This window comes from Rhodococcus sp. PAE-6, assembly GCF_025290685.1.
GTDB lineage: Bacteria > Actinomycetota > Actinomycetes > Mycobacteriales > Mycobacteriaceae > Rhodococcus > Rhodococcus pyridinivorans.
Genome location: NZ_JAOCLZ010000001.1, coordinates 615952 through 638636, shown reverse-complemented (window position 1 = coordinate 638636; position 22685 = coordinate 615952). Strand labels below are relative to the sequence as shown.

General features: G+C 69.2%; 18 protein-coding genes. 8 read left to right on the top strand and 10 right to left on the bottom strand.

The window, feature by feature from the left end; genetic code table 11:
* Nucleotides 1-7: 7 nt before the first annotated feature.
* Both pfkB and NVV99_RS02920 read right to left on the bottom strand, forming a co-directional pair.
* Nucleotides 8-997 carry a 1-phosphofructokinase gene (gene pfkB / locus NVV99_RS02925; RefSeq protein WP_024100688.1) on the bottom strand — a complete coding sequence of 330 codons (990 nt, stop codon included), beginning with the start codon at nucleotides 995-997 and terminating at the stop codon, nucleotides 8-10.
* Entirely contained in the window at nucleotides 994-1761 is a 768-nt protein-coding gene (locus NVV99_RS02920) for a DeoR/GlpR family DNA-binding transcription regulator (protein ID WP_019289185.1), read from the bottom strand. Before NVV99_RS02920 ends, pfkB begins: the two co-directional genes overlap by 4 nt.
* Before the next feature lie 133 nt (nucleotides 1762-1894).
* Between NVV99_RS02920 and ptsP the strand changes: the two genes are divergently transcribed.
* The 3 genes from ptsP to NVV99_RS02905 all read left to right on the top strand — a co-directional run bounded on the left by ptsP (nucleotide 1895) and on the right by NVV99_RS02905 (nucleotide 6346).
* Nucleotides 1895-3562, top strand: a complete 1668-nt coding sequence (gene ptsP, locus NVV99_RS02915; protein WP_019289186.1) for a phosphoenolpyruvate--protein phosphotransferase — start codon at nucleotides 1895-1897, stop codon at nucleotides 3560-3562.
* A gap of 177 nt (nucleotides 3563-3739) precedes the next feature.
* On the top strand, nucleotides 3740-5032 hold the full coding sequence (locus NVV99_RS02910; RefSeq protein WP_024100689.1) for a uracil-xanthine permease family protein: 1293 nt from the start codon (nucleotides 3740-3742) through the stop codon (nucleotides 5030-5032).
* A 171-nt stretch (nucleotides 5033-5203) separates the two neighbouring features.
* Nucleotides 5204-6346, top strand: coding sequence for an acyl-CoA dehydrogenase family protein (locus NVV99_RS02905; protein WP_006551314.1), 1143 nt, complete (start codon nucleotides 5204-5206; stop codon nucleotides 6344-6346).
* A gap of 76 nt (nucleotides 6347-6422) precedes the next feature.
* Here the strand turns inward: NVV99_RS02905 and lexA are convergent, their stop codons facing one another.
* Nucleotides 6423-7133, bottom strand: a complete 711-nt coding sequence (gene lexA, locus NVV99_RS02900) for a transcriptional repressor LexA (protein WP_024100690.1) — start codon at nucleotides 7131-7133, stop codon at nucleotides 6423-6425.
* Nucleotides 7134-7698: 565 nt separating this feature from the next.
* On the opposite strand from lexA, the gene NVV99_RS02895 reads away from it, so the two are divergent.
* Nucleotides 7699-7962 carry a LysM peptidoglycan-binding domain-containing protein gene (locus NVV99_RS02895; protein WP_006551316.1) on the top strand — a complete coding sequence of 88 codons (264 nt, stop codon included), beginning with the start codon at nucleotides 7699-7701 and terminating at the stop codon, nucleotides 7960-7962.
* A gap of 193 nt (nucleotides 7963-8155) precedes the next feature.
* Nucleotides 8156-8626, top strand: coding sequence for a transcriptional regulator NrdR (gene nrdR / locus NVV99_RS02890; protein WP_006551317.1), 471 nt, complete (start codon nucleotides 8156-8158; stop codon nucleotides 8624-8626).
* A 42-nt stretch (nucleotides 8627-8668) separates the two neighbouring features.
* Here the strand turns inward: nrdR and hrpA are convergent, their stop codons facing one another.
* The gene (hrpA, locus tag NVV99_RS02885; RefSeq protein ID WP_024100692.1) at nucleotides 8669-12562 is read right to left on the bottom strand and encodes an ATP-dependent RNA helicase HrpA; all 3894 of its coding nucleotides are present in this window, start codon (nucleotides 12560-12562) and stop codon (nucleotides 8669-8671) included.
* Between the two features lie 67 nt (nucleotides 12563-12629).
* On the bottom strand, nucleotides 12630-13580 hold the full coding sequence (locus NVV99_RS02880) for a TIGR03621 family F420-dependent LLM class oxidoreductase (protein ID WP_024100693.1): 951 nt from the start codon (nucleotides 13578-13580) through the stop codon (nucleotides 12630-12632).
* Nucleotides 13581-13704: 124 nt separating this feature from the next.
* On the opposite strand from NVV99_RS02880, the gene NVV99_RS02875 reads away from it, so the two are divergent.
* The gene (locus NVV99_RS02875) at nucleotides 13705-14898 is read left to right on the top strand and encodes an aspartate aminotransferase family protein (protein ID WP_051424907.1); all 1194 of its coding nucleotides are present in this window, start codon (nucleotides 13705-13707) and stop codon (nucleotides 14896-14898) included.
* On the opposite strand, the gene NVV99_RS02870 is transcribed toward NVV99_RS02875, so the two are convergent.
* Nucleotides 14858-15124, bottom strand: a complete 267-nt coding sequence (locus tag NVV99_RS02870; protein ID WP_019289192.1) for a hypothetical protein — start codon at nucleotides 15122-15124, stop codon at nucleotides 14858-14860. The two genes, NVV99_RS02875 and NVV99_RS02870, sit on opposite strands and share 41 nt — an antisense overlap.
* Nucleotides 15125-15196: 72 nt before the next feature.
* Here NVV99_RS02870 and NVV99_RS02865 point away from each other — a divergent pair, with 72 nt between their 5' ends.
* Both NVV99_RS02865 and NVV99_RS02860 read left to right on the top strand, forming a co-directional pair.
* Nucleotides 15197-15907, top strand: a complete 711-nt coding sequence (locus NVV99_RS02865) for a hypothetical protein (RefSeq protein ID WP_024100695.1) — start codon at nucleotides 15197-15199, stop codon at nucleotides 15905-15907.
* Nucleotides 15908-16008: 101 nt separating this feature from the next.
* On the top strand, nucleotides 16009-16938 hold the full coding sequence (locus tag NVV99_RS02860; RefSeq protein ID WP_024100696.1) for a hydrogen peroxide-inducible genes activator: 930 nt from the start codon (nucleotides 16009-16011) through the stop codon (nucleotides 16936-16938).
* Nucleotides 16939-16949: 11 nt separating this feature from the next.
* Here NVV99_RS02860 and NVV99_RS02855 read toward each other — a convergent pair whose 3' ends face one another.
* From NVV99_RS02855 to NVV99_RS02840, 4 genes are all read right to left on the bottom strand, one after another.
* Nucleotides 16950-17714, bottom strand: a complete 765-nt coding sequence (locus tag NVV99_RS02855) for a LysR family substrate-binding domain-containing protein (protein WP_024100697.1) — start codon at nucleotides 17712-17714, stop codon at nucleotides 16950-16952.
* 41 nt (nucleotides 17715-17755) lie between these two features.
* On the bottom strand, nucleotides 17756-20260 hold the full coding sequence (locus tag NVV99_RS02850; protein ID WP_024100698.1) for an RNA helicase: 2505 nt from the start codon (nucleotides 20258-20260) through the stop codon (nucleotides 17756-17758).
* A gap of 67 nt (nucleotides 20261-20327) precedes the next feature.
* Nucleotides 20328-21365, bottom strand: coding sequence for an alpha/beta fold hydrolase (locus NVV99_RS02845; protein ID WP_006551325.1), 1038 nt, complete (start codon nucleotides 21363-21365; stop codon nucleotides 20328-20330).
* Between the two features lie 174 nt (nucleotides 21366-21539).
* A complete protein-coding gene (locus NVV99_RS02840; RefSeq protein WP_024100699.1) occupies nucleotides 21540-22562 on the bottom strand; it encodes a proteasome assembly chaperone family protein in 1023 nt (340 codons plus the stop codon).
* Nucleotides 22563-22685 lie beyond the last annotated feature (123 nt).

Genomic DNA, 22685 nt, shown 5'->3' with positions numbered 1-22685 from the left:
ACGTTCCTTAGGAGTGGGAGGGGAGCGGTCGGGGTCGGCGGTGGACGTCGGTGACGTGCACTCGGGATGGATCGACGGAATCGGGTGTGGGCAGGGCTGTTCCGGGGAGCGTGACGGCTGCGGTTCCGTACGCCACGGCGAGGCGCAGGCACTCGTCGGGGGTGTGACCGGCCTGCTCGGCGAGCAGATATCCGGCGAGCGACGAGTCGCCCGCGCCGACCGTGCTGCGGACCGTGACGTCGTCGGCGGTGGCCCGCCACGCGCCGGTGGCGGTGACCAGCACCGCGCCCGCACCGCCGAGGGTCGCGAGTACCGCGCCGACCCCGCGTTCCACCAGCACCCGTCCCGCGTCGACCACGGCGCCGACGTCTCCTGCGGCGGCGCCGGATTCGAGTTCGTGGGCGTCCGCGCCGGTGAGCTGGGCCAGTTCGTCGGCGTTCGGCTTGATCACGTCCGGGGCCGCCGCGGGGAACCGCTCGGCGAGGGCGAGCAGTGGCCGCTCGGAGGTGTCGACCGCGATGCGGCATCCGAGACCGCGCAGGGCACCCACGAGATCGGCATACCACGACTCGGGCACACCGGGAGGAAGAGAACCGGACAGGACGGTCCACGCGGCTCCCTGCGCGCATTCCAGCAGGACTGCGTGCAACTCGCCGAGTGTGCGTCCGGTGCAGGGGGTTCCGGGTTCGTTGAGTTTGGTCGTGGTGCCGTCGGGTTCGGCGACGGTGATGTTGTTGCGCGTCGGCCCGGAGGTGGGCACGGCCCGATGGGCGATGCCCTGCTCGTCCAGCGCGGCGAGCAGAGGATCGCCGGCGTTGGCCGGGAGAACGGCGACGACCTCGGTCGTCGCGGCGTGCAGCACACGCGCGACGTTGATCCCCTTGCCGCCCGGATCGACGGTGGATCGCTCGGTGCGATGCACCTTCCCGCGCTCGAGCGGGCCCGTCAGCCCGACCGTGCGATCGAGACTGGGGTTGGCCGTGAGCGTGACGATCATGTCGTCACCACCTCGATTCCGTGTTCGATGAGTTGCCGACGGTCGGTGTCGTCGAGATCGGTGTCGGTGACCAGAACGTCGATCGGTTCGAGCGACGCGAAGCTCAGCAGATTGCGCCGACCGACCTTCGACGAATCGGCGACCACGACGACCCGGTCGGCGGTGCGCACCATCGCGCGCTTGACCGCGGCCTCATCGGCGTCGGGGGTGGACAGGCCGTGGTCGATGCTCAGCGCGTTGGTACCGATGAAGGCCACGTCGACGTGCACCGTCGACAAGGTGGCGAGGGCCTCGGCACCCACCGCGGCCTGCGTGACACCGCGGACGCGACCGCCGAGCAGGTGCAGCTGCACGGTGCTCATTGCGGCGAGGCGCGCGGCGATCGGCACCGAGTTGGTGACGACGGTGAGGTCGACCTCGGGCGGCAGCGCTCCGACGATCCTGCCGGTCGTGGTGCCGGCGTCGAAGAGCACGCTTCCGCCGGACGGCGGGAGGAAGGACGTCGCGGCGGCGGCGATGCGGTCCTTGTGTTCGGCGCGGGTGTGTTCGCGCTCGGAGAGGGCAGGCTCGGCCACCGAGAGCGAGGCGGCCGGGATCGCGCCGCCGTGAACCCGCCGCACGAGGCCCAGGCGTTCGAGGTGTGCGAGGTCGCGGCGCACGGTCTCGGTGGTGACGCCGTACCGGTCGGCGAGCACTGCGACCGACACGCGGCCACGTGCCGCCACCAGTGCTGCGATCGCCTGCTGCCGTTCCTCTGCGTACACCGACACTCCTGGGGGTACCCGATCTGTGGGGAAAACAATGTTGGTTTATGTTGTTTTACGCCCGTCTGTGTTGACATGTCAAGGCTTCCGAGTAATCTGAGTCACAACGAACTACTGCGGTGAGGAGATCTCCATGGAGCAGTCGGCGTCCGTCCTGTACGGCACCCCCGTCGTCCCCGGTATCGGATACGGGCCGGTCATCCGTCCCGTCGCGCGTCCTGTGGTCCCGGCGCAGGGCGCCTCGATCCCCGACACGGCGCGCGAGGCCGAGGTGGGCCGGTTCGAGGACGCCGCGAAGGTCGTGGCCGAGCGGCTGCGCGCCCGCGCCTCGCGTGCATCGGGTGCCGCGGCAGAAGTGCTCCAAGCCACCGCTGTGCTGGTCGAGGACCGCGCCTGGCGCGGGGCGACCGCGACGAAGATCCGGTCCGGATCCGACGCGGTCGGCGCCACCGTCGCCGCCACCGACCAGTTCGCGGCCCTGTTCGAGAAGATGGGCGGGCTGCAGTCCGAGCGGGTCACCGACCTGCTCGACATCCGCGACCGCGTGATCGCCGAACTGCAGGGCGCCCCCGAACCCGGTCTCGAGATGCCCGATTCGCCGTCCGTGCTCCTCGCGGCCGATCTCGCACCCGCCGACACCGCCGGACTCGACCCGTCCGTCGTCGTCGCGCTGGCCACCTCCCTCGGAGGACCCACGAGCCACACCGCGATCATCGCGCGCCAGCTCGGCATCCCGTGTGTCGTCGCAGTGGCAGGTCTCGACGACGTCCCTGCCGGCACCGAGGTGCTGGTCGACGGCGCGACGGGCCGGATCGTGATCTCCCCGGACAGCGCCGAGGCCGCAGCCGAGGTCGAACGCGACCGCGTCGAGCGCGAGCGGGTGGCGGGCTGGTCCGGTCCCGGCGCCACCGCCGACGGTCACCCGGTCGAGATCCTCGCCAACGTGCAGGACGGATCGGGTGCCCGCGCGGCGCGCCGGACGCCGGCGCAGGGCGTCGGACTGTTCCGCACCGAGTTGTGTTTCCTCGACCGCGACACCGAACCGACGGTGGACGAGCAGGCCGACATCTATGCGGAGGTCTTCGAGGCGTTCGAGGGACGGAAGGTCGTCCTGCGGACCCTCGACGCCGGCTCCGACAAGCCCCTCCGGTTCGCCAACCACCCCGACGAACACAATCCCGCCCTCGGCGTCCGCGGTATCCGCATCACGACCACGGCGCCGGGAGTCCTCGACCGTCAGCTCGACGCGGTGGCCGCCGCGGCCTCGCGCACCGGCGCCACGCCGTGGGTCATGGCACCGATGGTGGCGACCGTCTCGGAGGCGGCCGATTTCGCCGCGCGGGTGCGCGAGCGCGGGCTGTCACCCGGCGTCATGATCGAGGTTCCGTCCGCGGCGCTGCTCGCCGATCGGTTGCTCGAACACCTGGACTTCCTGTCGATCGGCACCAACGACCTCGCCCAGTACACGATGGCGGCCGATCGGATGTCGCCGCAGCTGGCCGCACTCACCGACCCGTGGCAGCCCGCGGTGCTCGCACTCGTGGCCCGCGCGGCGCAGGCCGGGGCGGCCGCGAGCAAGCCGGTGGGGGTGTGCGGCGAGGCGGCGGCCGACCCGCTCCTCGCCTGCGTCCTGACCGGAATGGGCGTGACGTCCCTGTCGTGCGCCGCGTCGGCGGTGACGGGTGTCGGGGCCAGGCTCTCCTCGGTCCCGATGGACCGTTGCCGTGAGGCGGCCGAGGCGGTCCTCGCGAGCGACGACCCCGTCGCGGCACGTGCCGCGGCAGCGAAACTGCTGGACTGAGCGGCGCGGCCGGGACGGCCTGTTCTACGCGGCCGGGACGGCCTGTTCCACGCGGCCGGGACGGCCTGTTCCACGCGGCCGGGACGGCCTGTTCCACGCGGCCGGGACGGCCTGTTCTACGCGGCCGGGGCGGTCTGTTCTACGCCGATGAGGCTCCCGGTTCTACGATGACCTGTCGTGACCGAACGAGCGAACACGACCGGACGCACGACCACACGCCGCGGCTGGACCCTGCACGGCGACGGACGTCGCATCAACCCCGGTGCGGTGGTCGCACCGCACGAGCGACTGTCGTGGCCGCGCACCATCGGCATCGGGATGCAGCACGTCATCGCGATGTTCGGCGCCACCCTGCTCGTGCCGACGATCACGGGCTTCCCCGTCACGACCACGCTGCTGTTCTCCGGTATCGGCACCGCGCTGTTCCTGATCATCACGCGCGGCCGGGTGCCCAGCTATCTCGGTTCGTCTTTCGCGTTCATCGCGCCGCTCAGCGCCTCGGCCGGTTCCGGTCCGGCAGCGCAGCTCGGCGGGATCGTCGCCGTCGGCATCGTGCTGGTGCTTGTCGGCCTCGTGGTCAAGGCGGCGGGTTCGCGCATCATCGACGCGGTCATGCCGCCGGTGGTCACCGGGGCGATCGTCGCCCTCATCGGCCTCAACCTCGCGCCGACGGCCACCGGATCGTTCGAAGCCCAACCGCTCGTCGCCACGATCACGCTCGTGGTCACACTGCTCGTGACGGTGGTCGGCCCGGGCATGCTCGGCCGCCTCGGCATCCTCGTCGGTGTGATCGTCGGATGGATCTTCGCGGCGTTCACCGGGGCGATCGCGTCCGAGCGCATCGACGCCATGCGCGACGCGGCGTGGTTCGGTCTGCCCGATCTGCACGGCTCCACTTTCGAGCTGTCGGTCGTGCTGTTGGCGCTGCCCGTCGTCGTCGTGCTGGTCGCGGAGAACGTAGGCCACGTCAAGGCGGTCGCCGCGATGACCGGTCGAAACCTCGACGACATGGCCGGCAATGCGCTCATCGCCGACGGCCTTGCGACCACCCTCGCGGGTGCGGGCGGCGGCTCGGGCACGACCACCTATGCCGAGAACATCGGCGTCATGGCGGCCACGCGCGTGTACTCGACCGCTGCATACGCCGTTGCGGCGGTCACCGCCGTCGTGCTGGCCTTCTCGCCGAAGTTCGGTGCGCTGGTGTTCACCGTGCCCGAGGGCGTCCTCGGCGGCGCGACCCTCGTGCTCTACGGCCTGATCGGCATCCTCGGTGTCCGCATCTGGACGGAGGCGAAGGTCGACTTCACGGATCCGGTCAACCTCACGGTCGCGGCCGCGGCGCTCGTCGCCGGCATCGGCGACCTGACCCTGTCGATCGGCTCGGTCGAACTCGGCGGTATCGCCTGGGGTTCGATCGGCATCCTCGTCGCGTACCCGCTGCTGCGCAGACTCGCGGATCTGCGCCGCTGACCGGAACCCGGCGCATCGGCCGACACCGACCCGTGCCCGCGGGTCGTTCGATACCGACGCGTACCCGCCGGGGTCGTCCGGGTCACAAAATGCGCTCGGTTGTGTCAGCGTCACCGCGCCCTCGTCTGCATACCGTGAGTATGTCGAACGACGTCTCACACAGGAGCGCAGATGCAACGCACCCTTTTCGAGCCCGAGCACGACCTCTTCCGGGAGTCGTACCGGAAGTTCCTCGAACAGGAGGTGGCCCCCTTCCACGAGCAGTGGGAGAAGGACAAGATCGTCGACCGTGAGGTGTGGAAGAAGGCCGGCGCGCAGGGCTTCCTCGGCATGGCGGTGCCGGAGGAGTACGGCGGCGGTGGCATGGACGACTTCCGCTACAACGCCATCATGGCCGAGGAGACCACCAAGCTGGGCTTCAGCGGTCTGGGCTTCATGCTGCACAACGATGTCGTCGCTCCCTACCTGCTCGAGCTCGCCAACGAGGAGCAGAAGAAGCGTTGGCTCCCGGGCTTCTGTTCGGGTGAGCTGATCACGGCCATCGCGATGACCGAGCCGGGCACCGGCAGCGACCTGCAGGGCATCAAGACCCGCGCGGTGCGCGACGGTGACGACTGGGTCCTCAACGGCGCCAAGACGTTCATCACCAACGGCATCCACTCCGATCTGGTGATCGTCGTCGCATGCACCGACCCGGAGAAGGGCGCCCAGGGCTTCTCGCTGCTCGTCGTCGAGCGCGGCATGCCGGGCTTCGAGCGGGGACGCAACCTCGACAAGATCGGCCTCGACGCGCAGGACACGGCGGAGCTCAGCTTCAACGACGTTCGCGTCCCGGCGGCCAACCTCCTCGGCCAGGAGGGCATGGGTTTCATCTACCTGATGCAGAACCTGCCGCAGGAACGTCTCGCGATCGCCGTCGTCGCCGCTGCTGCGATGGAGCGCGTGCTCGACGACACGATCCAGTACTGCCGCGACCGCAAGGCGTTCGGCAAGCCGATCGGCAAGTTCCAGAACACCCGCTTCGAGCTCGCCGAGCTCGCCACCGAGACCCAGCTGGCCCGGGTGTTCGTGGACCGGTGCATCGAGCTGCTGAACGAGAAGAAGCTCACCGTCCAGGAGGCCGCGATGGCCAAGTACTGGACCACCGACAAGCAGGTCGAGCTGATCGACCGCTGCCTGCAGCTGCACGGTGGCTACGGCTACATGCGCGAGTATCCGGTCGCCAAGGCGTACCTCGATGCCCGCGTGCAGAAGATCTACGGCGGCACGAACGAGATCATGAAGGAAGTCATCGGGCGCGGCCTCAACGTCTGAGGCACGTACGAGAAGGCCTGGGTGGCTTCGCTGTGCGGAGCCACCCAGGCCTCGTTCGTCTCCGGTGGCCCGGGGATCAGATCTTGCGGACGACCGTGACGACCTTGCCGAGGACGACTGCGTCGTTGCCCGGGATGGGTTCGAACATCGGGTTGTGCGGCATGAGCCAGACGTCGCCGTCGACCCGCTTGAACGTCTTGACGGTGGCCTCGCCGTCGAGCATCGCGGCGACGATATCGCCGTTGTCGGCGACGTTCTGCTGCCGGACGACCACCCAGTCGCCGTCGCAGATGGCCGCGTCGATCATCGACTGGCCGACGACCTTGAGCAGGAACAGCGAGCCCTGACCGACGAGTTCGCGCGGCAGCGGGAAGACATCCTCGACCGATTCCTCGGCCAGGATCGGACCACCGGCAGCGATCCGGCCGACGACGGGAACCATTGCCGCCGAAGGGATGTCGTCGGTCGACGTGCCGGCGACCACCTCGGGCGAGGACTCGGGTGCGGGGGTGGGCTCGAGACCGCGGACGTCCACGGCACGCGGACGGTTCGGATCCCGGCGCAGGAAGCCCTTCCGTTCGAGCGTGCGCAGCTGGTGTGCGACGGAGGATGTGGAGTTGAGGCCGACGGCGTCGCCGATCTCACGGATGCTCGGCGGGTATCCCCGTTCGCTGACGGAATCGCGGATGACCTCGAGCACACGACGCTGACGCTCGGTGAGGCTCGCGGTGGGATCGTCGGTCGCGGGTCCGCCCCGGCGGGCTGTGGATGTTCCGTCCGCCTTCATCGTGACCTCCGTGCGGCGAGTGTCGGATGGGTTGCAAGTTGCCTTTCGAATCTATCGAGATCCCGCGCGTATATCAAACAGATGTTCGAGATTCACCCTCCGAGGAGCTGCCGTCAGGCTGTGACTCGTGATAGAACATTCGAACAGACTTTCGTTCGAACACATGATCGAGTGGTCGGACGGGGTCGGAAGACTACGCACAGCGACACGGACGGGGTCGGAAGACCACGCACAGCGACACGGAGGATTTCCGATGAGCAGAGCGGTTCGGATCGACACGGCGGTTCCGGCGGGTACGGCGCGACAGGGCGCGGTGGTCCGAACCGGTGCCTCAGTCCGGACGAGCACGGCAGGGCGGACCGTCGCGGGCCCGCCGGGAGCAGGTGCGCCCGGGGCGGCGGCATATCGCATCCGGCCGATCGCGACGTCGACGCTGCACCATCGCACCCGTGTCCCGGCGCGGACGAGACCGCGCGTCGCCGCGCCCTCGCGGGAACCCCTGCACCGCCGTTCGGAGATCGCACCGCGCAGCCGCCGGCCTGCGAAGGGGACGAGTTGGCGGCAAATGGCCACGACGGTGCTCCTCACCGCGCTCGCGACCACGATGCTCCTCGTGCTCGCCCACGTGCGCACCGATGAGGTGATCTCGCAGAGCGCCGGCACCACGGTCGTGCGAGAGGGGGAGAGCCTGGAGGCCTTGGCCGCTCGCGTGTGGCCCGACGTCCCGGTCGACGTCACGGTCGCGAGGATCGCCGACCTCAACTCGCTCGACGGTACGGCCGTGCAGGCCGGAAGCCGCCTCCTCTTGCCGGATTCCAGCCGGGAATGAGGGCGTCGTGGCCCCGCCCGACCCGCGATCCGCTCCCGAGCCGGACAGGCGGGTATTGTCTAACACTGTCAGTCACACCACTCCGTGTGGTTGCGGCGGTGTCGGCCCACTCGCGGGTGGAGACGGTTCCGGTCGGGAGACATCGCTTCGGCGCCGACGTCGCGACCCGCACGGGCACGACGAAGGAACCGACATGTACTGCCCGTATTGCCGCCATCCCGATTCCCGGGTGGTCGATTCGCGCGAGGCAGACGAGGGTGCCGCGATCCGTCGTCGGCGGGCGTGTCCCGAATGCGGACGCCGCTTCACCACAGTCGAGACCGCCGTGCTGTCCGTCGTCAAGCGCAGCGGCGTGACCGAGCCGTTCAGCCGCGAGAAGGTCGTGCGCGGCGTGGCCCGCGCCTGCCAGGGGCGCGATGTCGACAACGACGCACTCAACAAGCTCGCGCAGCAGGTCGAGGACGCGGTGCGGGCGAAGGGCTCACCCGAGGTCCCGAGCCACGAGGTCGGACTGGCGATCCTCGGACCCCTACGCGATCTCGACGAGGTTGCCTATCTTCGATTCGCCTCGGTCTACCGTTCCTTCAGTTCTGCAGAGGATTTCGAACGCGAGATTCAGGAACTGCGCGAGCACAAGAAGTCCTGCTCGGTCGAGACCGACTGAGCGACCCGGTCGAAGCCGACCGCACGCCGGCCGGTCCGGTCGCTACCGGATCCCGTCGATCGCCTTCAGGACGCGCTTCTCCGACACTGGGATCCGCGTTCCGAGACCCTGCGCGAACAGGCTCACGCGCAGTTCCTCGATCATCCAGTAGATCTCGACCACCTCGGGCGCGGCGCGCCGTTCCTCCGGCAGTCGTGCGAGTAGCTTGTCGTAGGCGCCGTAGACGCGATCGAGCACATCCATTCCCGCGGCATCGCGATGCGCACTCGCCGGCAACGCCTCCAGGCGTTGCGCGGCCGCGGTGAGATAGCGCGGCAGGTCAGCGATCCGCCGCGACCCCAGATCGGTGACGAAGCCGGGGAACAGCAACGACTGCAGCTGTTCGCGTACGTCGTCGGCAGCCTCGCCGTCCGACCGATCGAGGAGCACACCCACCTCGTGGGCGCGGGACAGCACGGGCACAACCGCTTTCAACAGACGGGCCACGCGCCCCGGCAGGTGTGACCGCACCGTGGACGCGAGCGCCTCGAACTCGTCGGGCGTGCGCACGGGTGCGCCGTGTGCGGCGATAAGTTCGTCCACCGCGCAGGCACGGCAGTCCTCGATCAGCGCTTCGAACGATCCGTCGGGGTTCCGCCCGAGCGCGAGCCGCTCCATGTTGGTCAGCCCCGAGGTCACGGCCTTCGCCTTCGTCGGTGCCGACGACAGAAGCAGGGCACGCAACCCCTGACGCGTCGCGTTCTGCTGGGCCTGCGGTGTGCTGAGCACGCGCACCGCGACGCCGTCCTTCTCCGCGACCAGGGCAGGGTAACCGGTGACCTTCCGGCCACCGACCTCGCGGGTGACGGTCTCCGGCAGGTTCCCGAGGGTCTCGGCCGTCCACACCACCGCCGCGGGACGTTCGGTGCCCGCAGCGGCGCGCGAGACCTCCGCTTCGACCCGCGGAGCCAACTTCTTCCGAAGGGCCGCCAGGCTCTTGCTGCGGCCGAGCACGGTGCCGCGCTCGTCGACCGCGGCGAAGGTCATCCGCAGATGGTCGGGCAACGCACCGGTATCGAAGTCCGAGGACTCGATCGTGCACCGGCCGAGCCGGGACAGCTCGCGGGCCATCGCATTGACGAGCGGTTCGGAGCGCGGCGTCACCGAGGCGAGGGCGGCCGCTGCGAAATCGGGAGCCGGTACGACCTGCCTCCGAAGGTGTTTCGGAAGGGTCTTGATGAGGGCCGTGACCAGCTCGGTCCGCATCCCGGGTACCAGCCAGTCGAAACCGACGGACTTGAGGTTCGCGAGCAGCGCGACGGGGACGCGGGCGGTGACACCGTCCTCCTCCGTGCCCGGCTCGAACTGGTAGGTGAGGGGGAACTGGATCTCGCCCTGGCGCCACGCGTCCGGATAGTCGCCCTCGAGCACCGAGGCGGCGTCCTGGTTCACCAGGGTGTCCGGCGTGAACGTCAGCAGGTCGGGTTGCTGCCTGCGGGTCTTCTTCCACCACGCGTCGAAGTGCCGGGCCGAGATCGCCTCCGGGCCGACCCGCTGGTCGTAGAAGTCGAACAGGGTCTCGTCGTCGACGACGATGTCGCGCCGGCGCGCACGGTGTTCGAGTTCCTCGACGTCCTCGAGCAGCGCCCGGTTGTCGTGGAAGAACTTGTGCTGCGTGCGCCATTCGCCTTGCACGAGGGCGTGGCGGATGAACAGTTCGCGCGAGACCTCCGGATCGATCCGTCCGTACGGCACGGGACGCTGGGCGACCAGGGGGATGCCGTAGAGCGTGACGCGTTCGTAGGCCATCGCCGACTCGCGGCGCGTCGACCAGTGCGGCTCCGAGTAGGTGCGCTTGACCAGGTGCGGAGCGAGCTTCTCGACCCATTCGGGTTCGATGCGCGCGGCCGTCCGCGCCCACAGCCGTGAGGTCTCCACGAGTTCGGCGGCCATGACCCAGCGCGGAGGCTTCTTGAACAACGACGATCCCGGGAAGACGGCGAACCGTGCGCCGCGGGCACCGAGGAAGTCGCGCTTGTCGCCCTCGCGAAGACCGATGTGCGACAGCAGACCTGCAAGCAGGGACTTGTGGACGTCGTCGGGATTCACGTCGCGGTGGTGCGTCTGCCAGCCCATGTCGACGGTGATCTGACGGAGCTGCCCCTGCAGGTCCTGCCACTCACGGATCCGCAACCAGTGTAGGAACTCGTCGCGGCACAACCTGCGGAACCTGCTCGACGACAGTTCCCGCCGTTGCTCCTTCAGGTAGTCCCACAATCGCAGGAAGGCCAGGAAGTCCGAGCCCTCGACCGCGAACCGGGCGTGCTTCTCGTCGGCGGCCTGCTGGAACTCGGTCGGGCGTTCGCGCACGTCCTGGATCGACAGGGCCGCGACGATGATGAGCACCTCGCGCAGACATCCGTTCCGGTGGCCCTCGACGATCATGCGGGCCATGCGCGGATCGACGGGCAGGCGGGCGATCTCGCGGCCCGTCGCGGTCAGGCGCGGCGTCTCGCCCTTCTTGGCGGGTTCGAGCGCGCCGAGCTCCTCGAGCAGAGCGATGCCGTCGCGGATCGCGCGGGGATCCGGGGCCTCCACGAACGGGAACGCCTCGATGTCGCCGAGACCGAGCGCCGTCATCTGCAACACTACCGACGCGAGGTTGGTGCGCAGGATCTCGGGCTCGGTGAACTCCGGCCGGCCGTCGAAGTCGTCCTCCGAGTACAGACGGATGCAGATGCCGTCGGCGACACGACCGCACCGTCCGGCGCGCTGCCGCGCCGAGGCCTGCGAGATCGGCTCGATCGGCAGTCGCTGCACCTTCGTCCGCACCGAGTACCGCGAGATACGTGCGGTGCCGGGGTCGACGACGTAGCGGATGCCGGGAACCGTCAGGGACGTCTCGGCGACGTTGGTGGACAACACGACCCGCCGGCCCGTGTGCGGTGCGAAGACCCGGTGCTGTTCGGCCGCCGACAGGCGTCCGTAGAGCGGGAGGATCTCGGTGTTGCGGAGCTTGCGGTCGCGCAGTGCGTCGGCGGTGTCGCGGATCTCGCGCTCGCCGGAGAGGAAGACCAGGATGTCGCCGTCGCCCTCACACTGGAGTTCCTCGACGGCCTCGCACACCGCGTCGACGGGGTCGCGGTCGACCAGCGTGTCGCCCACCTCGACGGTCAGCGGCCGGTAACGCACCTCGACGGGATAGGTGCGGCCGGAGACCTCCACGATGGGGGCAGGCGTGCCGTTCGCGTCGGCGAAGTGGCGCGCGAAACGTTCGGGGTCGATCGTCGCCGAGGTGATGATCACCTTCAGGTCGGGGCGACGCGGAAGCAGCTGCGCGAGGTAGCCGAGCAGGAAGTCGATGTTGAGGCTGCGCTCGTGCGCCTCGTCGATGATGAGCGTGTCGTACTGGCGCAGCAGGCGGTCGCGCTGGATCTCGGCGAGGAGGATGCCGTCGGTCATCAGCTTGACGAGTGTCGACTCGGTGACCTGATCGTTGAAGCGCACCGTGTATCCGACGGCGTCGCCGAGCTCGGTGTCCAGTTCCTCCGCGAGTCGCTCGGCGACGGCGCGCGCGGCGATACGGCGCGGCTGGGTGTGGCCGATCAGGCCGCGAACCCCGCGCCCGAGTTCGAGACAGATCTTCGGGATCTGCGTCGTCTTGCCCGAACCGGTCTCACCGGCGACCACTACGACCCGGTGGTCGCGGATCGCGGCGGCGATGTCGTCCTTGCGCTGCGAGACCGGTAGGTCCTCGGGATAACGGATCTCCGGGACCGACGACGCACGGGACGCGAGCCGGGCGCGGGCGGTCTCGATCTCGGCGGCGACCTCGGTCAGCGCCTCGCCGCCCCGCGCCCGGTCGAGCCTGCGACGGAGGCGGTTCACGTCGCGGAGGGAGACCTCGGACAGGGCAGCGCGCAGTTCGCGACGATTCGGGGCGGGGGAGATGGACATGCTGATCACACAGCCTAGCGAAACGACCCGGTCGGGGCCGGTCGGGGAGGGCAGGCAGGCCAGGTGGTCAGCCCGCCAGAGCACGCACCCGGCCGATCACTTCACCGAAGATCTCCCGGTACGGGGCGTGGACCGTGAAGTGGGTGAACCCGTAGCGCTCCCGGCTGTGCAGGATCTGCCCGGCCATCTCGTCGACCGTGCCGATCAGCACGAACGGCGAGTCGAGCAGGTCGTCGGCGCTCACGGTGTGCTCGAATCGCTCGGCGAGCGCGGCGGCGGTGCCCACCCGGTCGTCGGTCTCGACGACCGCCTGGAGCAGGGTGTGCCACTCGATGTCCTCCACCCGGTCGCCGGCCCGTGCCCGCACGAACGCGACCCGGTCGTCGGCCTCGGCCGCCGTGGCGATGCGGAACGTCCCCGGTGGCCTCCCCGGGAGTTGGACGGCGCCGGCGACGCTCACGATGTCGGCATGGGCGGCGGCGACGGCGAGGATCCGGTCGCCGGTGCCTCCGACGATCAGGGGCGGACCGTAGCCGCCGAATCCGCGCCGTTGCATCGGCCGGAGTACGGGCAGGTCGAACGCTTCGCGCAGCGCTGCCTGCTCGTCGAAGCCGGACCCGGTGAACGATCGCTGCAGTTCCTGCACGGTGGATTCGAGTCTCTCGGCGCGCTCGTCGAAGCGCTCCCACTCGATCCCGGCCGCCTCGAACTCCCATCTCATGTGGCCTGCGCCGAGGCCGACCTCGAGCCGGCCGCCGGTGAGCAGATCGGTGGTCGCGATCTCGCGGGCGAGCAGTGCCGGATTCCAGAAACCGGCATTGAGCACCATCGTGCCGACCCGCAGACGCTCGGTGGCACCGGCGGCGGCGACCAGGACGGGGAACGGCGCGGGGACACCGAGATGGTCGGCCGCGTACACCGCGTCGAAACCCGCGTCCTCGACGGCGCGGCACCAGCGAACGAACGCATCGGGAGACCCGACCTCGAAGATGTTGACGGAGAAGCGGAACTCGGTCATGGCACCAGGGTGGCGGGTACGGGCCTCCGGCGCCAGAGTCGTTTCCTCCGCATACGATGACGGGTGTCGTGATCGTCGTGGACGGGAGTTGGTCGTGGGTGCGTTGTGGCACGGATTCGCCGATATGGGCGCGATCGAACGGGACGGCGCATTCGTCGTGTCGCGCGGGGAAGGCGCGTACATCTGGGACGACGCCGGCAACCGTTACCTCGATGCCACCGCCGGACTGTGGTTCACCAATGTCGGTCACGGCCGCACCGAGATCGGCGACGCGATCGCAGCGCAGGTCGCCAAACTCGCCCACTACTCGAACTTCGGCGACCTGACCTCCGAGCCCGCCGTCGAACTCGCCGAGCGTCTCGCGGGGATCGCCCCGGTTCCGGGCAGCAAGATCTTCTTCACCTCCGGTGGATCCGACTCCGTCGACTCGGCGGCCAAGCTCGCGCGGCGGTACTGGCAGGAGGTCGGGAAGCCCGGCAAGCGGCTGCTGGTCTCGCGCGAGAAGGCGTACCACGGCATGCACGTCGGCGGCACCTCGCTCGCCGGTATCCCCGTCAACGGTGAGGGCTACGGCCGCCTGTGGGAGGACACCGCGCGGGTTGCGTGGGACGACGCCAAGGCGCTGCTCGAACTCATCGATTCGGTCGGTGCCGACTCCATCGCGGCCTTCTTCTGCGAACCCGTCATCGGTGCGGGCGGGGTGTACCTGCCGCCGGACGGCTATCTCGCCGAGATCCGCGACATCTGCCGCGACCACGACATCCTGTTCGTCGTCGACGAGGTGGTCACCGGCTTCGGTCGTATCGGTGGTTCGTGGTTCGCGTCGTCGCGATTCGACCTGGAGCCCGACATGGTCACCACCGCCAAGGGACTCACCTCCGGCTACCTGCCGATGGGCGCCCTGTTCGTCGCTCCGCGGGTCGCCGAACCGTTCTTCGCCGGAGGCGTGTGGTGGCGCCACGGATACACCTACGGCGGGCATGCTGCAGCCGCAGCGGCCGCCCTCGCCAACCTCGACATCATCGAGCGTGAGAATCTGCTCGCCGAGGCGGCGCGGATCGAGCGGACGCTGCACGAGAAGCTCGCTCCGCTGGCGGACCACCCGCGGGTGGCGGAGGTGCGCAGCGGCCTCGGTGCGGTGGCGGCCGTGCAGCTCACCGATCCGTCCGAGGCGCTCGGTTTCGTCAAGACCCTGCGGCAGCACGGGATCTCGGGACGCGCGGCCGGTCAGGGCGCGATGCAGATCTCCCCGTCGTTCGTGATGACCGACGAGCAGATCACCGATCTCGCCGACGGAATCGCCGCAGCACTCGGCTGATCTTTTCCTTCGGCCCGACCGGTACCTCGGCGAGGGGGAGTTCGGCGCTGCCGTCGCGTGCGGCGAGCGAACGGGCATAGCGTTCGTGCAGCACCGACCGCACCTCGTCTGGGCTGTAGTTCCGTCGTTGCCGCTCGTTGCGGGCGGCGACGGCACCGGTCGCCGCGACTCCCACGATCCCGGCGAGTCCGACGAGCTTCCACCACTTGCCACCGCGCAGTGCCATGGGGCGACCCTAGCGGTCCGTCGGGGTCATGGGGACGACCCCAGCGGCCGTCGGGCATGGCAGGCTGACGGCATGGACACTTCGTCGGCAGATCGGTCCGCCGGTGCGCGTTCGCGTCTCACCCTCGACGAGGCCGTGGCGACGACCCGCACGGGGGACCTGTGGATCTTCCGCGGCGCCACCCCGGCCGACCGAGCAATCCAGACGCTGACCAACGCACCGGTGAACCACGTGGGGATGACGGTCGCGCTCGAGGACCTGCCGCCGCTGATGTGGCACGCCGAGCTCGGACGCAGTCTCCCGGACATGTGGACCGGGCGGCACCAGCGCGGCGTGCAGTTGCACGACCTGCGCAGTGCGGTGCAGGTGTGGGCCGCGCGTTACGGCCAGCGCGGCTGGCTGCGGCAGATCTCGGTGGCGGTCACCCCGGACCAGGAGGACCAGCTGCTGCGCACGATCGCGCGGCTCGACGGCACACCGTTCCCGTCGACGACGAAACTCACGGGGCGATGGTTCGCGGGCCGACTCCCGCGCCGTCGCCGGGCGGCCGTCCCGTCGGGTGGGCTCGAGAGCGCGTACTGCGCCGAAGTGGTGGGGCTGACGCTGGAGGAGATGGGGTTGCTGCGGCAACGGCACCGGGGGAGCAACTGGTACGACCCCGGCCGGTTCTGGAGCGGCGACCGGCTGCCGCTCGCTCCCGGTGTGGAGTTCGGTGGCGAGATCGAGGTCGTGCTGGACGAGGACGACCTCGCTGCCGGAAGAGCGGCGGGCTCGGCGTCGTAGGACCTGGCAGTCGGCGCAGCGAGCGCCCGTCTCGTGGTCGACGCACGACCGTCCGATAGCTGCGAAAGGTAGAGGCGATAGGTCGCACTACACTGATAGGCGTGACCGATCAGAGCTACCAGCCCACCCTCTCGCAGCTGCGTGCCTTCGTCGCGGTGGCCACCTACCGCCACTTCGGCACGGCAGCAGCGCGACTCGAGGTCAGCCAGCCCACCCTGTCCCAGGGGCTGGCGGCTCTCGAGAACGGCCTCGGCGTCCAGCTCATCGAGCGGAGCACCCGCCGCGTGCTCGTGACACCGGTGGGAGCGCGCCTGCTTCCCTACGCGGAGGTGGTACTCGACGCCGCCGACGGCTTCGTCGACGCGGCTGCAGGAGTGTCCGACGGACTCTCGGGCCCGCTGCGGGTGGGCCTGATCCCCACCGTCGCGCCCTACGTCCTGCCCGAGATCCTGCCCGCACTCGACCGGGCGATGCCGGCGCTGTCGCTGCAGGTCGTCGAGGACCAGACCGCGCGTCTCCTCGACGCCCTGCGCGCCGGAACCCTCGACGTCGCCGTCCTCGCCCTGCCCGCAGACGTCTCGGGTGTCATCGAAGTTCCGCTGTACGACGAGGATTTCGTCCTCGTCCTGCCGACCGGACACGAACTCGCCGGGCGCACCGATCTCTCGGTCTCCGCACTCGACGACGCGCAACTGCTGCTACTCGACGAAGGCCACTGCCTGCGCGACCAGACACTCGACCTGTGCCGGTCCGTCGACGCGCGACCGGCACTCGGTGACACCCGCGCGACCTCCCTGTCCACCGTGGTGCGCTGCGTCGCAGGACGATTGGGTATCACCCTCGTCCCGGCCTCCGCGGTCGCTGTCGAAACCGCCCGGGGAGACCTCGAGGTCGCGCACTTCGCGGACCCGGCACCCGGCCGCCGCATCGGACTGGTGTTCCGCTCGTCGTCCCCGCGCGGAGTCGACTACCGCATCCTCGCCGAGACCATCCGCGGCTGCGTCCCGCCGACCTGCCGCCCCGTCTCCTGACGAAGACCCCCTCAGCGCCGACCACGCCGAGGCTTCCCGGGGCGCTTCCGCGCGGACGTCCCCGCCCGGCGGGACGTCTTGGGCTCGGGCGCGCGGCGCTTCGGGGTCGAGCCCTTGCGTTCGCCACGACGCGAGGTGCCGCCCGACTCGGCGTCCGGGTCGGAATCGCTGCGGCCACGGGAACTGTTGGCCGTCCGTCCCCGGACGATGCCCACGAACTCGTCGACGTGATCGGTCGTCCGGTCGGTGACCCACACGAGACCCACCTGGGACGCGGGCGCGTCGACGACGGGACGGTAGGTCAGGTCGCGGCGGTGGTGCAGGCGGGCGAGCGACTGCGGCGTGACGAGCACACCCACCTCCGAGGCGACGTGCGAGATCGCGTCCTCGGTGGTCGCGGGCCGCTCGAACGCCTCCTCACCGGGTAGGGCGACCCAGTCGAGCACGTCGTCGAGCGGATGCAGCACCGTCTCGTCGGCGAGGTCGGACACCGACACCTCGTCGACCGCCGCGAACACGTGCTCCTTGGGCACCACTACGACGGAGACCTCGGTGTAGAGCGGGATGACCGACAGGCCGTCCCGCTGCAGCGGCAGGCGCAGCAGCGCGATGTCGGCGACGTCCTCGCGTAGCGGATCCGCACCGGCCGTGGGTTCGACGGGGACCAGTTCGATCGGGACGTCCGGCATCCGCTCGTTCCACACCCGCACCCACTTCGCGGGGGTGACACCCGGGACGTAGGCCAAGCGGAAGGGTTGCACGGTCGGTTCGCTCACCGAGTCAGGCTACCGCTCCCGAGGTCCGCCGCCTGCGACGATCAGCCCTCGACGATCTCGAACTCGTCGAACACCACTTCACCGGCCGCATCGGACTCGCGGAGGTTCACCTCGCCGATCAACGCCCAGCCGTGATCGCCCTGCGGATCGTGCAGGGTCTGACGCACCCGCCACAACTCGGGACCCATCTCGACGGTGAACAGCAGCGGTCCACGCGCGTCGGGGCCGGTACCGATCTCGTCGTACTCGTCGAAGTACAGCTCGAGCAGGTCTTCCCAGTCCTCGGCGTCGAGACCGTCGCCGAGGGCCGCGAGTTCGTCCCAGCGTCGACGCGAGGCCAGTTCGACCCGCTTGAACATCGCGTTGCGGACCATGACCTTGAACGCGCGGACGTTCGCGGACAACGGGCGAGGGGAGTCGACGCCGAACGCGATCTGCTGGTCGTCGGATTCCACCCCGGGATGGGTGAGGGACTCCCACTCGTCGAGCAACGATGAGTCGACCTGCCGGATCAGCTCGCCGAGCCACTCGATGATGTCCTCGAGTTCCTCCGTGCGCGCGGCGTCCGGCACCGTCTGCCGCAGCGCGCGGTAGGCGTCGGCGAGATAGCGCAGGACCAGCCCCTCGGAGCGGGCCAGGCCGTAGTGCGAGACCATCTCGGAGAAGGTCATGCTGCGCTCGATCATGTCGCGCACCACCGACTTCGGGGAGAGGGGGAACTCCGACACCCAGGGATGCCCACCCCGGTACGTCTCGAAGGCCGGCTCGAGCAGCTCCATGAGCGGCTTGGGCCAGGTGATCTCCTCGAGCAGTTCCATCCGCTCGTCGTACTCGATGCCGTCGGCCTTCATCTGTGCGACGGCCTCACCGCGTGCGGCATGCTGCTGCGCCATGAGCACCTGACGGGGATCGTCGAGGGTCGATTCGATGACCGACACCACATCGAGCGCGTAGGTGGGGGAGTCGACGTCGAGCAGTTCGATCGCTGCGAGGGCGAACGGCGACAGCGGCTGGTTGAGCGCGAAGTCGCGTTGCAGGTCGACGGTGAGGCGGGCCCGGCGCCCGAACTCGTCGGGCTCGTCGAGTTGCTGCACCACATCCGCTTGGAGCAGGCCCCGGTACAGCGAGATCGCCTTGAGGATGTGCTTGCGCTGCGCCGGACGGGGTTCGTGGTTGTCCTCGAGCAGATGCCGCATCGCGTCGAAGCAGTTGCCCGGTCGCGCAATGACGTTGAGCAGCATCGAGTTGCTCACCGAGAACCGTGACTGCAGCGGTTCGGGCGACGCCGCGATCAGCTTGTCGAAGGTGCCCTCACCCCACGAGACGAACCCTTCGGGTGCCTTCTTACGCTGCACCTTCCGGCGCTTCTTCGGGTCGTCCCCGGCCTTGGCGAGGGCCCGGACGTTCTCGATCTCGTGCTCGGGGGCCTGTACGACGACGGTGCCCATCGTGTCGTATCCCGCGCGGCCTGCGCGACCGGCGATCTGGTGGAACTCGCGCGCCTTGAGCTGCCGGGTGCGGGTGCCGTCGAACTTCGTCAGGCCCGTGAGCAACACGGTGCGGATCGGCACGTTGATGCCGACGCCGAGAGTGTCGGTTCCGCAGATGACCTTCAGGAGCCCGTCCTGCGCGAGCTTCTCGATCAGGCGCCGGTACTTCGGCAGCATGCCCGCATGGTGCACACCGATACCGTGCCGGACGAGACGCGAGAGGGTCTTGCCGAAGCCGGTGGAGAACCGGAAGTCGCCCAGCGCGGTGGCGATCGCCTCCTTCTCGGCCTTCGTGCACATGTTCACGCTGGTCAGGGCCTGGGCGCGCTCGAGGGCCGCGGCCTGGGTGAAGTGCACGACGTAGACGGGTGCCTGATGGGTAGTGACGAGTTCTTCGATCGCTTCACCGATGGGTGCCTGCGAGTACGAGAAGGTCAACGGGACGGGTCGTTCGGAGCCCGAGACCTCCACCGTCGGCCGTCCGGTGCGGCGGGTCAGATCCTTCTGTAGGAAGGTCACGTCGCCGAGCGTCGCGGACATGAGCAGGAACTGCGCGTGCGGCAACTCGATGAGCGGAACCTGCCACGCCCACCCGCGGTCGGGTTCGGAGTAGAAGTGGAACTCGTCCATCACGACCTGGCCGATGTCGGAGTCCGGTCCCTCGCGCAACGCGAGATTCGCGACGATCTCGGCGGTCGCGCAGATGATCGGCGCTCCGGCGTTGACCGATGCGTCGCCGGTCATCATGCCGACCTTGTCGGCACCGAAGACGTCACACAGGGCGAAGAACTTCTCGCTCACGAGCGCCTTGATCGGGGCGGTGTAGAAGGTGCGCTTCCCGGCAGCGAGCGCGAAGAAGTGCGCGCCGAGCGCTACCATCGACTTTCCCGAGCCGGTGGGCGTGGCGAGGATGACGTTGGAGCCGGCGACGAGCTCCATGAGCGCTTCCTCCTGCGCCGGATACAGCGAGATGCCACGATCCGTCGTCCAGGTGGTGAACGCGTCGAACAGCGCGTCGTCGTCGACGGGGTCGGGTATCAGATCGGGAAGCAGCACTTCTCCAGGCTAGTCGGAAGGACCCGACCCACCGCCGCGGGTCGCGTGGCCCGGCGTGTAGTGCAGGTCAGGTGGCGCTGCGCTCGTCCGAACCCATCGCGCCGAGCACCGCCATGCGGGTCTCCGGGCCACCGCTGATCTGCGACTCGCTCACACCCGACACGAGGAGCCGGCGCCAGCGGTCGAGGTCGAACTCCAGGGGAGCGGTGGTCTCCAGGAAGTTCTCGACCACCCGCAGGAAGCGCAGCGGGTCGTCGCGGAACGGGAAGTGGCCGGAGCCCCGGAAGATCTCGAGACGTGAACCGGGCATGGCCGAATGCGCGAGATAGGCGTGGGCGATGGGGATGACGCTGTCGTGATCGCCCCAGATGAGCTGGACGGGAAGGTTCTCCGTCAGATAACAGCGGTCGAGCATGGTCACCACCTGACCGCGCCAGTCGACCACCGCGCGCAGCGTGCGCAAATACGCTTCGTAGGCCGTGGGGTCGGGGAGGTTCCCCAGTACGCGCACCAGATCCGAGGTGTCGTGCAGCAGGGCACCGGGCCTCAGTGGCGATCCGTTGACCCGGTTCAGCATCGCGCCGGCAGCGCGCAGGACGGGCATCGCCCCGGGCAGTCTCAGGACCCGCAGCGCTTCGCTGACGATCGGCACCGAGATCAGCCGCAGGGCAAGATGGACGTCCTTGGTGACCCCGCCGGACGCGACGAGCACCAGACGCTCGACCATGTGCGGGAACTGGTAGGCGAACTGCATCGCCACCCCGCCGCCGAGCGAATGGCCGATCACCGTGACCGATTCGATCCCGAGGACCGACAGCAGGTCGCGCATACCGTTCGCGTAGGCGGCCACCGAGTAGTCGGCCCGCGGCTTGTCGGATCGACCGTGCCCGAGCAGGTCGGGGGCGATCACGGTGTACTTCTCCGCCAGGTGCGGGATCACGTCCTGCCAGGTCGACGAGTCGTCACCGATTCCGTGTACGAGCAGCAGTGCGGGACCGCTTCCGGCCAGGCGGAACGCGCGTCGGTAACCGTGGATCGTGCGGAACACGATGCGGGGTTCGTTGTCCGGAACCGGGCGGAGCGTCCGGGCGCGCGGTGGAACCATGAGCGTCTCCTGCGACGTCGGTGATCGCGTGGTGGTAGTCAGGCTGCCCGACCCGTGGCCGAGAACCGGACACAACTACCACTGTGGCATGTCGCCGAAGCGTACATGTCTGTATGTGACGTCGACAACGACGATTGTGATGATCATGAAACATCCGGCGAACCCGCCGTGGTGTCAACGCGGAGCGGAATCGTCCCCGTCGTCCGGGTCGAACTCGCCGAATCCGCCGTCGCCGGTTCTTCCGTCGTCCGGACCGGGGAGATCGCCGCCGGGACCGGCGCCGCGCCGGTCGTATTCGGCGAGGAACCGCTCGAACTCCGCCCCGATCTCCTCACCCGTCGGCAGACTCTCGTCGGTCGGCAGGGGAGAGGTCTGCTGTTCCTGGGCGGCGACGTAGCTGTCGTATTGCCGCTCGAGCGCGTGCACCACGCCGAGGACCTCGGCATTGTCCTCGATGTGCTCGTCGATCTGCTCCCGCACCCGCGCCGCGGCCTCACCGAGCGCCTGCAGAGACAGCTCGAGGCCGCCGACCTCTGCGACGTTCGTCAGCAGCGTCTCGGCGGCCGCCGGATAGTCGGTCTGGGCGAGATAGTGCGGCACGTGCACGGAGAAGCCTACGGACTCGTGCCCGTGCTGGCCCATGCGGTATTCGAGCAGCGACGACACTCCCGCGGGCACCTGAAGCTCGCCCGACCAACGGTGGTGCCCCGCGATGAGGTCCTTGTTCGTCGAGTGCGCGGTGACCGCCAACGGCCGGGTGTGCGGGATCGCCATGGGGATCGCGTTGAGTCCGATGGTCCGCCGCACCCCGAACTGCTCGGCGAGCAACCGCACCGCGGTGATGAAACGCTCCCACTTCAGATCCGGCTCGGCACCCGCGAGCAGTAGGAACGGGGTGCCGGCCTCATCGATGAGCGCGTACAGGTTCAGTTCGGGCTCGGCGTAGTCCGAGAAGTGGTCGGCCTTGAACGTCATGAGCGGCCGACGCGACCGGTAGTCGATCAGTTCGTCGACGGCGAACGACGCGACGAGCTCGGTCTCCAGACTCTCGCGCAGGTGCGTGGTCGCCAGGCGCACCGCGTGTCCCGCGTCGGCGAAACCTTCGAGACCGTGTACGAGGACCGGCCCCTCACCTTCCGGGGAGGTGAGCTGCGGAGCCGGGAATTCCAGCTCGTACATGCGGGACTGTTCGTCCATCTGCGAACCACTCCGATCACACTTCGTCTCGGCATCTCCGCCGGGGTCACCCGACGTGGCATGGTGGTGTTCGAGTCTAATCGACGCTACGACGACCGTTCCGGGGCGCACATCCTGCCCGAC

Excerpts from the sequence above, each read along its gene's own strand:
- pfkB (WP_024100688.1), bottom strand. The coding sequence starts at position 997 with ATGATCGTCACGCTCACGGCCAACCCCAGTCTCGATCGCACGGTCGGG.
- NVV99_RS02840 (WP_024100699.1), bottom strand. The coding sequence starts at position 22,562 with ATGGACGAACAGTCCCGCATGTACGAGCTGGAATTCCCGGCTCCGCAG.
- lexA (WP_024100690.1), bottom strand. The coding sequence starts at position 7,133 with ATGAAGGCGGACGGAACATCCACAGCCCGCCGGGGCGGACCCGCGACC.
- NVV99_RS02865 (WP_024100695.1), top strand. The coding sequence starts at position 15,197 with ATGGACACTTCGTCGGCAGATCGGTCCGCCGGTGCGCGTTCGCGTCTC.
- NVV99_RS02875 (WP_051424907.1), top strand. The coding sequence starts at position 13,705 with ATGGGCGCGATCGAACGGGACGGCGCATTCGTCGTGTCGCGCGGGGAA.
- NVV99_RS02895 (WP_006551316.1), top strand. The coding sequence starts at position 7,699 with ATGGCCACGACGGTGCTCCTCACCGCGCTCGCGACCACGATGCTCCTC.
- ptsP (WP_019289186.1), top strand. The coding sequence starts at position 1,895 with ATGGAGCAGTCGGCGTCCGTCCTGTACGGCACCCCCGTCGTCCCCGGT.
- NVV99_RS02845 (WP_006551325.1), bottom strand. The coding sequence starts at position 21,365 with ATGGTTCCACCGCGCGCCCGGACGCTCCGCCCGGTTCCGGACAACGAA.
- NVV99_RS02905 (WP_006551314.1), top strand. The coding sequence starts at position 5,204 with ATGCAACGCACCCTTTTCGAGCCCGAGCACGACCTCTTCCGGGAGTCG.
- NVV99_RS02870 (WP_019289192.1), bottom strand. The coding sequence starts at position 15,124 with ATGGCACTGCGCGGTGGCAAGTGGTGGAAGCTCGTCGGACTCGCCGGG.
- NVV99_RS02880 (WP_024100693.1), bottom strand. The coding sequence starts at position 13,580 with ATGACCGAGTTCCGCTTCTCCGTCAACATCTTCGAGGTCGGGTCTCCC.
- nrdR (WP_006551317.1), top strand. The coding sequence starts at position 8,156 with ATGTACTGCCCGTATTGCCGCCATCCCGATTCCCGGGTGGTCGATTCG.
- hrpA (WP_024100692.1), bottom strand. The coding sequence starts at position 12,562 with ATGTCCATCTCCCCCGCCCCGAATCGTCGCGAACTGCGCGCTGCCCTG.